The sequence below is a fragment of the Acuticoccus yangtzensis genome, from assembly GCF_001927245.1.
In the GTDB taxonomy this organism is placed as follows: Bacteria; Pseudomonadota; Alphaproteobacteria; order Rhizobiales; family Amorphaceae; genus Acuticoccus; species Acuticoccus yangtzensis.
The window spans coordinates 1252761-1267667 of the sequence record NZ_MJUX01000001.1 but is presented as its reverse complement, the minus strand read 5'-3'; the positions used below and the strand labels follow the sequence as shown (position 1 = coordinate 1267667).

Here is a 14907-nt window from a genome sequence, read left to right as displayed (position 1 = left end):
TCGATCTAGAGGTGGTACTGTCGCCACCCGGGCGGCGCAACCGGGGACCGGAGGCGGGTGTGCCGCACTCCGGCTCCGCTCAGGGCGGTGTCGGCGCAGCGCCGGGCTGGTCAGCTAAGTTGGGCAGGTCGGGCAGGGCCTGGCTGAACAGGGCCGTGATCTCCGCCATCGGCGGAACGTCGACACCGCGCGCCCGAAGGTCGGAGAACTCTTCGAGCACCGCACGGTCCCACAAGAGCGCCCCGCCGAGAAGAAGTCGTCCCCGGTTCCGCATGAAGATCGCGCGCGCCTCCTCCACGTTGCCGAGACGCATGAGGGCCACGGCGCGGTTGACTTCGACCCATGTCGCCTCGGAATCGAGCGCTAGCGCGGCTTCGGCCGCAGTCCGCGCGAGGCTGAAGGCGTCCGAACGGAGCGCGAGGCCGGCGAGGCTGCCGTAGGCGGTGACGAGATCGTCCCGCGTCTCCTCGTGTGCCGCCGCGCCACGTTTCAGCGCCTCATCGAGCAGGCGCAGGCTCTCCTCGAACGCGCCGGACCGCGCGGCCGTCCGCGCTTCGGCGATGGTTTGTCCTGCCGTCTGCGCGTCGGCCTCGCCCGGCTGGGGCAGCGGGTCTGCCGGCGAGACGAGACGCGGCTCGTCGCCCTGCGCCAGAGCGCGCGCCATGGCCGGGAAGGACACGCCCCGTTCGCGCGCGAGGCGATCGACCTCTGCGAGACGGGCGGCGGTGTCGCCGACGACCTCGGCGCCGCGGAAGGTCTTCAGCATGACGACGTGATCGCCGATGCCGCGATAGGGAAAATCGTCCGGCCGTTGGTGAAGGTCCACGTCCACATCATAGACGAGACCCGCGACCGACACGGGGATCGACAGGTGCTTGATACGCTGGCGCTCCGCCTGTGCGTCGAGCGTCGCCGCGCGGTCCGCGTCACGCGGTACGCCGAGGCCGAGGCGCGCCATTTGCGCCAGGAACCGGGTCGCGAGGCGTTCCCCGGCGTGGCTCGCGGCCTCCAGCTCCGGCCTCGCCTCGTCGTAGCGCCCGCGTTCGAAGAGCAGAGCACCGACCGTCGTCCGGGCCCCGTCCAGCGCCCGGCGCAGTCGAACGTCCCACGGGAACCGCGCGAGGACCGGCGCGCAGCGTGCGGCCATGGTCGCCAGCGCCTCCCGCGCGGCATCGACGCGCTTGGCGCTGGCGTGGAGCCGGATCATCCCGGCATAGGCTTCGCACGCCTCAGCCACCCCTTCCGACGGTTCGTCCACCGAGCGGAAGGTCCCGAGGGCCTCGTGGTCCGCGATCACGCGCCGGTGGAGCGCGGCTTGCTCGTTCTCGCCGGCGTCCTCGCCTTCCAGCGCCGCGGCAAGCTGCGCGGCGGTCATCGCGTCCATGCGGCGGAAGGACGGGCCGTCCGGCCTCGCCGCGAGGGTGCGGCCCACGGCATCCAGCGCTGCGCGATAGAAGGTGACCCGCTGCGCCGCGCTCGTCGCCTCGCCCGACAAGGCGTCGACGATCGAGCGGAGCGCCTGTTCGAACCGGAAGACGTCGGCGGTGAGCCGGCTGCCCTCGCCGAGCAGCGCCAACCAGTGAGCGGCGAGCGCTCGCCCGGCGTCTGCCAAGGCGGCGTTCGAGCCGCTGGAAGAACGCTCGATCGCGACCCGCTGCTGAAGAAGCTGGAGCTTGGCGAACTGGAGCGGGGCGAGGTCCGGATCGGATGCGAGAAGCATGTCGAAGAGCCCGAGCGCGCGTTCCAGCACCTGGCGCGCCTCGGCGATGTCTCCGTCCGCGGTCAGCCGGCGCGTGGCGACGACGGTGCAGTGGGCGAAGGTCGAGCCGATGGTGGCGGCCATGAGCGGGACCGCCGCGACCAGCCCATCGGCCTCCAGGCACAGCGCCTCCTCCGCGTTCGTGGCTGCGAGACGCAGGGCGCTCTGTTGCGGATCGTCCGGCGGCAAGGCGTCGGCCGCTTGACGGGCGCGGCCCGCGAAGTTGCGCCGATAGGTCATCGCCCGCGTCCGGAAGACCTGATTTTCCGGATCGGCGGCGAGGGCGCGTTCCTCGAACGTTGCGGCGCGGCGCAGCGCGGCAAGCGCCGCGTCGCTGTCGCCGGTCGTGGATTCGTCGTGCCAGCGTGAGCGGGCGAAGAGCGCACCCGCGACGGCGTCGGCGAGCGGCGCCTCCGCCACGTCTTCGAGGCGGGCAAGAACCTCCTCGGAGAGGTCGAGCGCGGCATCGGCGCCCGCATAGTCCCCGGCGTTCATCAGGTTCCAGCTATGGGCGGTGACGACCTGGAAGAAGGGCACCAGGGCGCCCGGGCCGAGTTGACCTCGCCCGCGCGCGGCCTCCTCGCGCGCCAGCTCGAACGCCTCGGCGATGACGGCGACGGAGCGGTCGTCCTCGCCCAGCCGCTCCAGCGTCTGCCCGTAGGTCAGCCGGAAGTGCATGATCTGCGCCGGCGTCAGGCGCTCGGCGGCCTGGCTCAGCGTGTAGGCCTGAAAAGGCGCGATGAGGTTGGAAAGCTTCTCCTCGTAGCGGCTGAACCCGAGGACCGCCGCGTCCTGCACCTCGGCCATGGTCGTGGCGAAGTCGGTCACGAGCGCCACCGAGCGCGTCTTGAAGTCGCCGAGGGTGCGGTTCAGCGCGGTCAGGCGGACATTCGTGTCGAACAAGGCGTCGTTCAGCCGGTCCTTCTCCCGGTTGGCCCGGTAGAGCCAGACCGAGGCTCCGGTGACGACGACCAGGAGCACCGTGAGCGCTGCGACCAGACCGTCGCGCAATCGCCGCATCCGGCGCCGTCGCTTCAGCTCCTCCTCGTGCGCGGCGGCGATCGCCTCGCGGCTCGCCCTGAGGAAGGCGTGGACCGTCGCGAAACGCCCGCCGTGACGGTCCGCCCATGGCGCCGTCGGCCCCACCCGATCGAGCCATTCCGAGGCGGCGGCGAGGTTGGTCTCCGACAAGAGATCGGCCGTCCCGGCGGCATGAGCCTCCGCCTCGGCCGCGAGCTGGCGCCATCGCTCGCCGTCGAGCGTTTCGGCCCGGTGCCACTCGGCGAGGCGCGACCACTGGCGGACCAGGCTCTCGTGGGTGATGTCGACGATCGTGGCGCCGCCCAGCGGCACGGAGGGGTCCGGGCGCAGGAAGCTGGAGTGCGGCGCCCGAAACGCCTCGATGACGGTGCGCAACTCCTCTTCGGTGCGCCCCGTGAGGGCGACGAGCTCGTCCAGCCGCGCGGGCCGGCGGACGGCGCTCTCCAGGCTGGTGCCCGTGACGAGGCCGCGCATGAGCGGTTCGACGACCTGGATCCAATCGCCTCCCGGCCGTTCGCCGAGCTCGGCCAGGATCTTCTCGCCGTGCTGGTCCAGCGCCCCGCGCAGGCCGCCGATCTCCTGGTAGCCGGCAAGCGTCAGCGTGATCGGCTTGTCGCCCCCCGCCTGGCGCATCCACAACCAGTTGAGGACGTGCTGCATCAGTGGAAGCTGATCGGCCTGGCGCGAGAGGTGCTCCAGTTGCGAGACCTCTTCCTTCGCATCCCACGGCGCGAAGGCGGCGAGATCGTTTAGAAGCCGGCTGACCAGCGCGGTCTCGACGTCGAACCCCAGCACCCCCGCCGGCCCCTCGATCGCCGCGCGGCACTCTTCGCGCGTCATGCGCCCGATGAGGTAGAGGCTCTCGTTGATGCGTTCGGCGAGGCCTGGCAACAGTGCGCAGGCGCCGAGGAATTCGGACCGCATCGTGAGGACCACATGAATGGGCGCGTCGCCCCTCGCGCTCTCAAGCAGGAGGTTGACGAAAGCCTCGGCCTCCTCGCGCGCACTATAGTCGCTGTAGCGGAACAGCTCTTCGAACTGGTCGACGAGGAGCAGAAGGTTCTGGCCGCGGCGCAGGTGCCCCCCGTTGGCCCACCGGACGAGCCCGAAGGGGCTGTGCTCGATCTCGGCGAGGAGGGCCTCGACGTCGAGCGCGTCGGCGGGCGCGTCGCCGGAATGGGCGACGGCACGGGCGAGGTTTGTGAGCGGCGAGACGCCGGGCGAGAAGTCCGCCACACGCCAGTCCGAGCCGGCCGCGGCGTAGAGGCCGAGGTCGAGCGCGTCGAGAAGCCCGGTCCGCACGAGGGACGATTTGCCGCTTCCCGACGGGCCGAGGACCGCCAGAAACCGTGTCGCCGCGAGCCGCTCGACCATCGCGTCGGTCGTTCGCTCGCGTCCGAAGAAAAGGTCGGTTTCGTCTCGGGAGTAGGCGCGCAGGCCCGGATAGGGGAGCCGGTCCGCGCTGGTCATGAAGACCTGTTCACGAGATCCACGATCGGGCTGTGCTGCCAGTCCGGATTGAGGTCGAGGATCTCGAGGTCGGGCGAGCGGAAGCCGAGGTTGCTGGACTTGCCCGCGGGCGGGCCGATGCAGACCGCCTTGATCCGCGCGCTCATGTGCGGGCGCATCTTGCTCAGCATCGACAGTTGCGCACGCACCCAACGCAGGCCGACTTCGCCGTAGAGGAGCAGCAGCGTGTCACAGTCGCTCAGCCGCTCGATCAGGTCCTCGCGCAATTCGTGCGGCGAGGCGTCGTAGATCGGCACGGCGGTGTCCTGGCCGATCGTCACGAAGACGTCCTGCAAATGCTCCGCCGCCGCCCGGTCGGACTGGTCCGCGTTGATGAAGATATAGCCCGATGCGGGTTTGGCCGAGGCCGACATGGCCCGTGCCGCCGCCTCCAGCAGATACCGGACCTGATTGACGAAACCGGGATAGGTGGCGGCGATCACCGTATCGTCGTCGATCAGCGCGGCGTGCTCCGGCACGGTGGTGTTCGCGCCGGTGACGTCGGGCCGGCGCCAGACCATCGTGGGCGTGGCGCAGTCGCGTGCGACGTCGAGCTGGGCGGCATAGTAACCTTCCGGCAGATCCTTCGGCCGCCGGCCGGGATGGGCGCCGATCGGCAGAACGAAGAGCGTCGCGCCCTCCATCGCCTCGGCGGCGTCGGCTTTGAAGTCCCGTCCACCCTGGCGCATCTCCGACAGGTAGGTGACGTCGTAGCCGAGATCCGCGAAGAAGGCCTTGAGACGTTCGGCGTCGTCTTCCATGTCGGCGGCGGTCTGCCCCACGACGAGGCGGACGGCCTGCGGGCGCGGCGCAGGCACCGCCGCGGGCGCGGTCGCTGCCGCGGCGGGGGCGAGAGCGGCTTGGGCTGGGCCGGCGGGGGCGAGAGCGGCGGAAGGACGGCCAAGCGGCGTCGCCGGATCGCGCTCCTGTGTCCCAGCCGACGGTGCGGCCGCGGCGCCGCCGCCGAAGCGCATGGCGAAAAGCTGCGTCGCGATCTGCTGTGCCACCTGGGTGCAGCGCGCGCGGTAGGTGGCCGAGCCGCGCACCAGCGTCTGCTCGACGTTGAAGGCGCTGTCACGCTCCCAGAAGGCGAGACGTTTGCGGCTCTCAAGGATCGAATGATACTGCTCGCCGGGCAGGAGAGGCAGATATTCGATGGCGAACAGCCGGTTGCTGTAGTCCGGCTGCCGGCAGAATTCGGCGATCTCCCGCTGCGTCCACTCCCGTTGATTGTAGGCGCTCGACGCCACGGCGAAGAACGTCGCCGACTGGCGCACGGCGTCCAGCAGGGTCGACAGGCCGTGATTGCTCGCCAGCCGATGACGGTCGAAGTAGATCGTGAGGTCGTCGCCGCCACCGAGGCGGCTGCGGATCATCCTGTCCAGAAGCTCGACGAGTTCGGTGATCCAGCCGTCGCCGTCGTCGATGAGGTTGAAGTCATCCACGGACGCGTAGCTGACGAAGACGTCGTATTCGTAGCCCGGTGTATACGCCATCGCCGTCACGGCCTTCGTCATGCAGGGGTGGAGCCCCGATTGCCGGGGCAGTGCGTTCGTTTCATCCCGCGAGTGACATCGGCTTCACTATGGCTCAACGACGCCCCCGTGATAAGGCTGGCGGGGTCCGGGGCGGCAAAAGCTGCCCCGCCGGGGCGGCGGGCGATTTCGGCCGATGCGGACCGCCTCAGCGCCGCTGCACCTCCGCGGCGAAGGTTCCCGTCGCGCGGTAGCTGCGCGCCGCCGTGTCGGGCGAGGAGAGCTTGAAGCCCCCCACGATGCCGGCCGGAGTGTCGAGCCGGTCGCTCGTCGCGCTGACGAGAGGGCCGACGAAGGTCCCTTGCGCACGTCCGGTGATCCCTCCCGCCCCCGTTGCCCGCAGTGTCGCGTTATATTGCGGGAAACCGCGACTGCGCCCGGTATAGGTGCGCCGGTCGAAGTCGACAGTGACGCGCCCTCGCCGCGCGGCGAAGTCGAAGTCGTCGGAATAGGTGCCGACGACATTGCCGCGCACCACGTTGCCGTCGATCACGTCGCCGATGACGTGGCCGTCGTAGGTGACCGTCGCGGTCGTATCGCGCCGGGCCTGGTCGACGACGGCGATCTCCTCCTCGCTCAGCGGCCGACCCGCGGCGAAGCTCCCCGAGTAGCCCCGCTCGACCTTCACCCCGCCCTCCTCGTTCCGCTCGAGGCCGATGAAGGTTCCCCACCGCAGGTGCTCGTAGTCCCGCGGTGCCGGCGAGGGGGCGGCGCTGCCGCTGCGCTGCGCGTCAGCGGCGACCGCCGGTCCCGATGCCACCTCCAGCGAAGGGCGCCCCTTGCTGGATCCGGCGAACACGGCGGCGTTTTGGAAGGCGCTGTCGTCCTGCTGGGTGATCGACTGGGAGAACTCTTGAAATTCGATCGAGGCCTCGAAGCCGCGCGTCAGCGGGTTGGCGTTGAAGAAGGCGAAATTGGACTGCCTCTCGTCGGCGGTCGAAAGCAGAGCGTAGGTCGCCGCCTCGCCGCCGCTGACCGTGGCGCTCAGCCCGCGGGCATAGCCGACGATGTCGGGGATCGGCGGACCGCCGTAGGGCGCCTGCAGCTCCGGCCGTGTTCGGGCGATGAGATCGTCGATGGTGCGGCGCGTCAGCTCCACGCCGGGGTAGGGCGCGACGATGTCCAGCGCCGCGACGATTGTGTCCGTCGGCGGCGTACTCCCGCCGTCCGCCGTTTCCAGCACCTGCCGCGACAACTGGTTGAGGATCGACGCGAAGTAGCTGTTCGCCTGGACCGTGAGCGGCAGGCCGACAGTGGACACCGACGCGCCGCCGAGATCGGTGAGCGCAAAGGCGGGATCGGCCAGCGCGGCCTCGAGCGCGGCATCGGCCGTGGCCTCGTCCTGCTGCGCCTCCACGCAGGAGACCGGCCCGGCTCCATCGTCCCCCGCGGCGCCGGAGCACACGACGAGGGCAGATCGAAGACCGCCGCCGCCCGGACCGATCAGGGGGACGACCTTCATCTGGCCGACGAGGCTCGGCGCGGCCGCGCCCCCGGCGTCGCTCCTCAGCTCCGGGCCGAGCCGGTAGAGGTCGTCGAGCAGGAGGCTGCGCGCCATCCGGCGAGGACCCATGAGGCGGTTAGCGTCCGCGACGACCTGGAAACCTGGCCGGTAGAGCGTTTTGGTCACGCCGTCCTTGGAAGCGACCAGCGTCTCCCCGTTGAACAGATGCGCCCGCGTCCCGGCGGGCGAGACGTCGATGATCGCGGTGCCGTCCGTCAATGCGAAGGCGGCGTCGCGGGTGGTGATGGTGACGGGAACGGTCCTGTTCGTGGCACCACCTGCGATGCGCACGATCCCCGCGTCGACCGCCACCGCGACGCGGCCGTCCGTGTCGCGGCGCATCGTCGTCGCGGCGCCGGGGCCGAGTACGACGGATGCGCCGTCCCGAAAGAGGATCTCGACGGTCTCCCGCTCGCCGGCGCGGAAGGTCTGCCGGGTGCCGTCCGCATAGTTGAGCTGGCGCACGGTGAAGCCCTGCGGCTGCGCGGCGGCCGCGCCGGGCGTGGCGGCTCCGATGGCACACACGAGACATGCAGCGAGAGCGGAAGGGCGCATCATAGACCTCATGACAGCACGCCGCGTCAGAAGCGAGCCGAGAGAAGAAGAAGGCCGAACACGTTGGTGTAGCTGTCGATGTCGTAGTTCGACATATTGCTTTCCAACCCCGATTGAGCCGTCAGATAGACACGGTCGCCCAAGGGCACGTTGAGCGCCAGACCGAGGCGCAGGCGCACGTCCTCCTGCGTCTCCGCCGGGTCGATCGCGCTGTCGGGGCTGTCATAGGTGCGCAAAGCGGCCGCGGCGTTGGCCTGCAGGGTCCACGGCTGCGGCTGGCCGAAGGGCGACAGGAAGCTGTGCTGTCCGGTGACACCCGCGGCCACTTCGCCGAAGGCCTCGAACGCGGCATCGGCCTGTTTGCGCAATCCCGTCACCACGAACCCGCCGCTGGTGCGCTCGGTGAAGCGATAGCTCACCTCGCCGCTCAGGCCGAGGATCGCGCCGTCGCGAATGTCGTTGGCCGGTACGAGCGAGGTGGCGTGGAAGTCCTGATAATGCGCGAATGCGCCGAGGCTGAGGGCCGTGCGCGCACCCGCCGGCAGCGTGAGGCGCACCGACGGCCCGATCTCCGTCATGTAGGACTCGTAGTCGCGCCAGAGCTGGATGACGTCGGTGCGGACCTGAAGAATGCTCGGTCCGCCGAAAACCCGGTCCAGCCGGAAATCGAGGCCCGCGGCACCCGTGACGACGTCCATGTCGTAATCGTTCAGCGTCACGTAGCGGCGCGAGTAGAACCCGGCGCTGAGGACCGCGGTATGACCGGCCTGCGTTCCGAGATCGTATGCGAGGCCGAAGCCGCCGCTGCCGACGAAGGACAGGTCGGCTTGCCCCGCCGCGGAAGGGTCGATCGTACCCCTGACCGTGCTCGCACCATCGTCCGGACCGAAATTGGCGTTGCTGTCGACGCCGACCCCGGCGGACGCGTAACCCGACAGGCTCCACCGCCTCTGATTTTTCTCCGCTGCGGCGAGGATTTCGCGCGCCCGCGCCTTCACCGCCTCGGGCGCGCCCGGATCCTCGAGCGCTTCGGCGATCATGCGCTGCGCCAGAGCGTCCTGCCCCGTGCGGAAATAGAGGATGCCGAGTTCGAGCTTGATGTTGGCGAGGTGCGGGAACATCAGCACGATGCGCTCAAGAGCGACGATCGCACCGCGAACGTTGCCGTTCCCTGCCGCAGCGCGCGCGTAACGGAACGATATCTCCGGATCGGACGGGCGGCTGAGCACCGCCGCCAGATAGTCCGCTTCGGACGCATCCTGACCGTGAACGGGGCCGACGAGGCCCGCGACGAGGCCGATGCACAGGGACAACCGGGCAAACATCGACGTCAATCCCGAGAAAACGCACCGTGTGCGGCAACACTGTCGTGGGAGGCTGGCCGAGTCAAAGATAACACCTCGCCTAAAATCAAACATTGCAGGCCGCCGTTCAAAAATCGAGCCCGCAAATGGAGCGCCGCGACCGGGTGGCCGAAAAACCTATCCGTGCCGGGTAGCAAAGTATGATTTAAAATTCCACCGCCTGTCGGGCCGCGGCGCACGTCAGGCGCCGCGTCAGGCCTCGGCTCAGGCCTCGCTTCAGTCCCAGGTCAGCGCATAGATGTCGCTCGCCGCTCCGGCCGGGACGAGCGTCTGGCCCCGCCGATCGGTGAAGATCGCCTCCATCGCGTAGGCGGACGTCGCCAGCGTCATATCGGCCGGAGCGCCCGGAACGTCCGCCGCTCCGGTCAGCCTGGTGAGCTGGTCGTGAATGATCGTCCCATCGGCCCTGCGGACGCCGCCGTGATCGCAGACGATCCGCATCGTCACCCCGTTCGCCGCGGCACATTCGCGCGCTTTCTCCACCACGGACCTCACCTCGCGGATCGAAGCGACCACGACGGTGTAGGCGGTGCGCCGGCTCTTGAGGGCCCGGACCTGGAGCGCGTCGCCGAAACGGCCGGCAAGCGCGTCCGACAGCCGCTTGGCCGCGTCCGGGGCGACATCGTCGACCGGATAGAGGAAGACGACGGCGGCTCCTGCGACGGACGGCACGGCGGCCGGACCGGCGGGGGCCGGCCGGGTGAGGGGAAAGTCCACCACGGCGGTGTCGAGCCCCTGGGCCACCCATTCGCCCATCCCGTGCGAACTGCTCGCCATCGTCTCGCGGTCCCCACCGCCGACGACCGAGATCAGAAGCGGTTCGGTGTCGAGATGGGTGGCACGTTCCAGCGCCCGGCCGGCGCAATGGCGAAAGGTCTGCCGGTAGTACCAATCCTTGCCGAGACGCGGCACGCCTCCCGGATAAAGGATGGTGATCGTCGCCGCGCTCGCCAGACACGCATCGAAGCGCCGGCTCCAGTCGCTTTCGCCCTCGGCATCGCCGATCGCGACGGACGCGGCGCGAAAGTCGGCGATCGAGAATGGCAGCACCACGTGAAGCTCGGCGCCGCGGGCCAAGGCCGCCTCCGCCAGCACGATGTCGGCGCCGCAGGACAGCGAGACGTAGAGCGCCCCGATGGTGCGGGCTTGGAACGCGCGCTCGACGCCGGCCGCGATGCGCTTCGCCGTCGCGGCGCGGGTCGGCGCGTCGGCGTCCGTCGCGCGGATCATGTGCCCCAGTCCTGCCGCGGGTCGGGAGATGGGCATCCACTCGGCGAGCGTGTCCGGGTCCATCGCCAGCGCCGGGGCGATGAGCCGGAGCTGGCGCCTGGTCGTCGCGCGTGCTCCATCGGTGGAATCGGGCAGTCCGGCCGCCGCATCGAAGGCGCGCCGTGCCGCGTCTCTGTCGCCGGCGATGAGGAGAGCCTCCGCGGCCGTTGCAGCCGACCAGTAGGAGGGGGCCGGCGAACGGTCGCTCAGATAGGGGCGGGCGAGCTGCGCCGCGGTCGGTGCGTCACCGGCGAGTAGAGTCATGGTGGCTCTGTTGACGGCGGCGAAGGGGGAGCGGGCGATGTCGTGCGCGGTCGCGTAGGCGGCTGCGGCGCGGACCGCGTGAGCCTGTGCCTCCTGCGGCGTCGCCGCCTTGCGAAAACCGTCCTTCTCCAGCCGGCCGAGGAGGGCAGCGATGTCGGTCGCGAGTCGGCGCTCCGACGCCGTCCTCGGACGGACGTCGTCGTCGGCCCCGTCTTGATCGTCGCCGTCCCGCAGGCGATTGAGCCCGGCGCGGACGAGGTCCGACACCTCAGCGCCCGTCATGCCCGGTACGAAGCCGCCGCGCTCGAGCAGAGCGGCAGCCTCGCTGGTGGCGCCGAGACGGGCCGCGGCAAGTGCGGCACGGAACACCAGCGTCGGCGCATCGAAAAAGTGCGGCGCAAAGCCGAGGGCGAGCGTGCGCGCCCGCAGAAGGTCGCCCGCGTCGAGCAGATGGTCGATCTCGCCGACGACCTCCTGATGCACGTCGGCGGGTGCGACGTCCTGCAGGTCCGCCAGCAGGCGGATGCGGTTGAAGTCCAGAAGTGCCAGCGGTGTCGTCGTGATCAGCCCTGCGCGCGCCCATTCGGCGAGATGGACGGCGACCGTCCGGCGGCTGACCGCCAGCTCGTCTGCCAGCTCGTCCTGTGTCGTCTTGCGGGTGAATTCGACCCGGTTGCCGTGAAAGGTTCCGTGCGTCGCCGCGGCCTCGGCGAGCAGCGCGGCGAGGGCGATCTCCGCCCCGACCTCGCGGCGGCGAACCTGGACCTGCATCGCATCGAGGAGCCGGCGGGCGCCTTCGCGCACCAGCAGGCGGCGGAACTGTGTATCGCTTTCACCGAGGGCGGCGACGGTCTGCGCCGGTAGCCTCGCCACCACGAGCGGTGTCACCGCGACGGCACGGGTGCACCGGCGCGGAAGCTTTGGGGCGAGCCCGGCCAGCAGCAGTTCGACACCGCCGATGACGCCGAACTCGCCGACATGGTCGGCGCGGATGGGCCGACCGGCCGCCGCGGCAAATTCCAGGCGGGCGACGGGAGCGTCATCGCCGGTGTCGCGCCGTGGCCGGGTGATGAGGAACAGCGCGTCGCTGGGTTCGCCGATGTCGAAGAGGATCTCCCCCGGCGCGATGACGTGGCTCAGCGTCGCCACCCGCGCAAGTTCGCGCAGCCCGTCGGCGCTCAGCGAGGCGAACAGCGAGGAGCGTTCGAGGAGGCTCTTGTCGATCACGTTCGCGCCTCATGATGGTCGACAGGTCTCATCCTGGCCTTTGTCGCTCCGGAGACCGGCGTCCGCAATTCGCGCGAGGTCGACGGGGAGGTCCGCCTACCGGGTCTAGGCCGCCTCGTGGCCCATGATGACGTGGCTGAGGTCGTCCGCCGTCCAGCCGGCGAGCGCCGTGTCGCGCACCTTGCGGCCGCCCTTCAGGATCACCGCGCGCTCGGCGACCTCGATCACGTCCGCCATGTTGTGGCTGATCAGGATGACCGTGATCCCCTGCGACGCGATCTCCTTGATGAGGTTCAGCACAAGCCGCGTCTCGCGCACGCCGAGCGCCGCGGTCGGCTCGTCCATGATGACGATGCGCGCCTGCCACCGCAGCGCCCGCGCGATCGCCACCGCCTGCCGCTGCCCGCCCGAAAGGTCCGACACGTGCCGGTTCATGTCCGGCACAGCGAGGCGCAGGCGCGAGAGGTGCTCCGCCGCCTCCCGCCTCATGCGGCGCTTGGCGAGCAGCGGGACGCCCATCACCCGCGTCGTCAGCTCGGAGCCGAGGAAGACGTTCTGGGCGATCGTCATCGTCGGCGCCAGGGCGAGGTCCTGGTAGATCGTCGCCACACCCTGACTGAGCGCGTCGGCCGGGGAGGCGAAGGTGACCGGCGCACCCGCAAGGCGGATCGTCCCCTCGGACGGCGTCTGCGCACCCGACACGATGCGGATGAGCGTCGACTTGCCCGCACCGTTGTCGCCGCAGATGGCGAGGGTTTCCCCCGCGCGCACGTCGAACGACACACCGGACAGGGCGCGCACCGCGCCGTAGGTCTTGCCGATCCCCTCAAGCGAGAGGATCGGCGTGCCGGCCGTGCCGCTCGTGTCCGTCGCCGGCGTCACTCGGACAGGTACTCGGCGACGTTGTTCTCGGTGACTAGAACCGCATCGACGAGGAAATAGGGGCCCGAGGTGATGGCCGAGGCCTCTTCGCCGTCCAGAATGCGCTTCATGCTGTCGACGGCGATCTCGCCCATCTCCTCGAACGGCACGCGCACGGTGGCCGACAGCAGGCTGGTGGGGTCGGCGATGCGCTCATAAGCTTCCGGCCCGCCATCGGCCGAGACGAGGACGACGTCGCCCTTGGAAAGACCCTGCTGGGCCAGGATGTCGTCGATGATGAAGGCCTGACCGTCGAACGAGGCCCAGATGCCGTTCACGTTGCCCTGGTTCTGCAGAAGCAGCGCCTCCATGCCGGAGCGCACGTCCTCGCGCCAGCTCGCGGTGCGGGCCATGGCGTGGGTGCCCGCCGTCTCCACCGCCTGGTTCTCCGCCAGCACCGCGTCGAGGATGCGGCCGCGGATACGCGTCGCCACGTTGCCCTCGAACCGCTCCTGCAGGATGGTGCCTTCGTAGCCGAGCTCACCGAGGAGATAGAGCGCCATCTGCGCGCCCACCTGATACTCGTTGGCCTGCACGTCGAACAGCGTCTGCTGGCTGCCGCCCGACGCGACGGTGATGACGGGAATGCCTGCCTCCTTGGCGGCGGCAAGCTGCGCATCCGTCTCCACCGGCTTGCCCATGGCGATGATGATGCCGTCGACGCCCGCCTGGATCAGGTTCTCGATCTGCGCCGCGTGCTGCGGCATCGCGCCGGCCGAGTTCAGCAGCGTCACCGACCAGCCGAGCTCTTCCGCCGCGGCCTCGGCGGCGTTGGCCACGCGGGCGTGCGTGTCGGACGACATCTGAAACGCGATGATGCCGATGTCGGTCGCGAGCGCCGGGGTGGCGGCGAGGGTGACGGCCGCACCGGCCGCGGCGAGGATGGACCTGAAGCGCATGGAGGGTTCCCTGATCAGACGGTGAAGGCCGCTTTGGTGAGGACGGAGGCGGAGAGTGCCACGGAGAGGAGGATGATGAGGCCGAGCACGATATCCTGCACGTAATAGGCGGCGCCGACGAGGACGAGGCCGTTGGCGAGCACGCCGATGACGAGCGCGCCGACCACGGTGCCCGGAACGTTGGCCCGGCCCGGCTCGAACATCGTCATGCCGAGGAGCACGGCGGCGATGCCCTTCATGAGGAAGTCGCTGGCCGAGGTGGGGCCGGCCGACGACAGCGAGGCCGTCAACAGGACGGCGCCGAGACCGGCGCACAGGCCCGAGAGGGTGAGGCCCCACACCTTCATCGCGCGGATCGGGATGCCGGCGAGGCGGGCTGCTTCGTCGGCCTGGCCGGTCGCCGTCAGCCACACGCCGAAGCGCGTCTGGCGCATGACGAAGACGGCGATCAGCGCGGCGAGCGCCATCCAGACGACGAGGACCGGGACGCCGCCCATCTCGCCGCGTCCCAGCCACAGGAACGAGCGGTCCCAGCGCCCGACCCACGCGACGCCCTCGGTGATGGCGAAGGCGCACCCGGTGGCGATGGACGCGGTGGCGAGCGTCGCGATGAGGGACGGGATCTTCGCGCGTGTCACGAAGAGGCCGTTAGCGAGGCCGAAGGCGCCACCGATGGCGAGCGCGGCGAGCGCCCCCAGCGGCCACGGATAGTCGTGGTGGACGAGGCCGCCGCAAACGACACCCGCCAGCGATGCGACGGCGGCGAAGGAGAGGTCCAATTCGGCCGCCGTCAGCGCGAAGGTGAAGCCGAGCGAGAAGACGACGAGGAAGCTCACCTGCCGCAAGATGGTGAACTGGTTGCCCACCGTGAGGAAGTTGTCCGCCGCCAGAGCGAACACCGCGAAGACGAGAATCCCGCCGACCGCGGTGCCGTAGCGCGCCACCGCCGTCTTGAGGCGGACGCCGGGCGCCGGCGGAGCGTCGGAATGGGCGGCGGCAGTGGACTCGGTCATCAAAGGCAGTCGTTCAGCGGTGCGGGCGGGTGGTGGAGGGCGGAGGG

8 protein-coding genes are annotated in these 14907 nt (G+C 70.1%); all 8 read right to left on the bottom strand.

Translation table 11 applies throughout. From position 1 onward, the window contains the following. Nucleotides 1–79: 79 nt before the first annotated feature. Nucleotides 80–4270: an nSTAND1 domain-containing NTPase gene (locus BIX52_RS05675; protein ID WP_075219926.1), complete on the bottom strand. Its 4191-nt coding sequence runs from the start codon at nt 4268–4270 to the stop codon at nt 80–82. Next, nucleotides 4267–5805, bottom strand: coding sequence for a toll/interleukin-1 receptor domain-containing protein (locus BIX52_RS05670; RefSeq protein ID WP_139312714.1), 1539 nt, complete (start codon nt 5803–5805; stop codon nt 4267–4269). The genes BIX52_RS05675 and BIX52_RS05670 overlap by 4 nt, the downstream gene beginning before the upstream one ends. Before the next feature lie 187 nt (nt 5806–5992). Next, nucleotides 5993–7906 carry a hypothetical protein gene (locus tag BIX52_RS05665; RefSeq protein WP_075219924.1) on the bottom strand — a complete coding sequence of 638 codons (1914 nt, stop codon included), beginning with the start codon at nt 7904–7906 and terminating at the stop codon, nt 5993–5995. A 23-nt stretch (nt 7907–7929) separates the two neighbouring features. Further along, nucleotides 7930–9228 (bottom strand): tetratricopeptide repeat protein, encoded by a 1299-nt coding sequence (locus BIX52_RS05660; protein ID WP_075219923.1) that lies wholly within the window; start codon nt 9226–9228, stop codon nt 7930–7932. A 255-nt stretch (nt 9229–9483) separates the two neighbouring features. Continuing rightward, complete coding sequence (locus BIX52_RS05655; protein WP_075219922.1) at nt 9484–12027, bottom strand: Crp/Fnr family transcriptional regulator; 2544 nt, start codon at nt 12025–12027, stop codon at nt 9484–9486. A 105-nt stretch (nt 12028–12132) separates the two neighbouring features. After that, complete coding sequence (locus BIX52_RS05650; protein WP_083660026.1) at nt 12133–12909, bottom strand: ATP-binding cassette domain-containing protein; 777 nt, start codon at nt 12907–12909, stop codon at nt 12133–12135. Beyond that, complete coding sequence (locus tag BIX52_RS05645; RefSeq protein WP_075219921.1) at nt 12906–13847, bottom strand: sugar ABC transporter substrate-binding protein; 942 nt, start codon at nt 13845–13847, stop codon at nt 12906–12908. Before BIX52_RS05645 ends, BIX52_RS05650 begins: the two co-directional genes overlap by 4 nt. Nucleotides 13848–13861: 14 nt before the next feature. After that, nucleotides 13862–14860 (bottom strand): ABC transporter permease, encoded by a 999-nt coding sequence (locus tag BIX52_RS05640; protein WP_075219920.1) that lies wholly within the window; start codon nt 14858–14860, stop codon nt 13862–13864. Nucleotides 14861–14907: the final 47 nt, after the last annotated feature.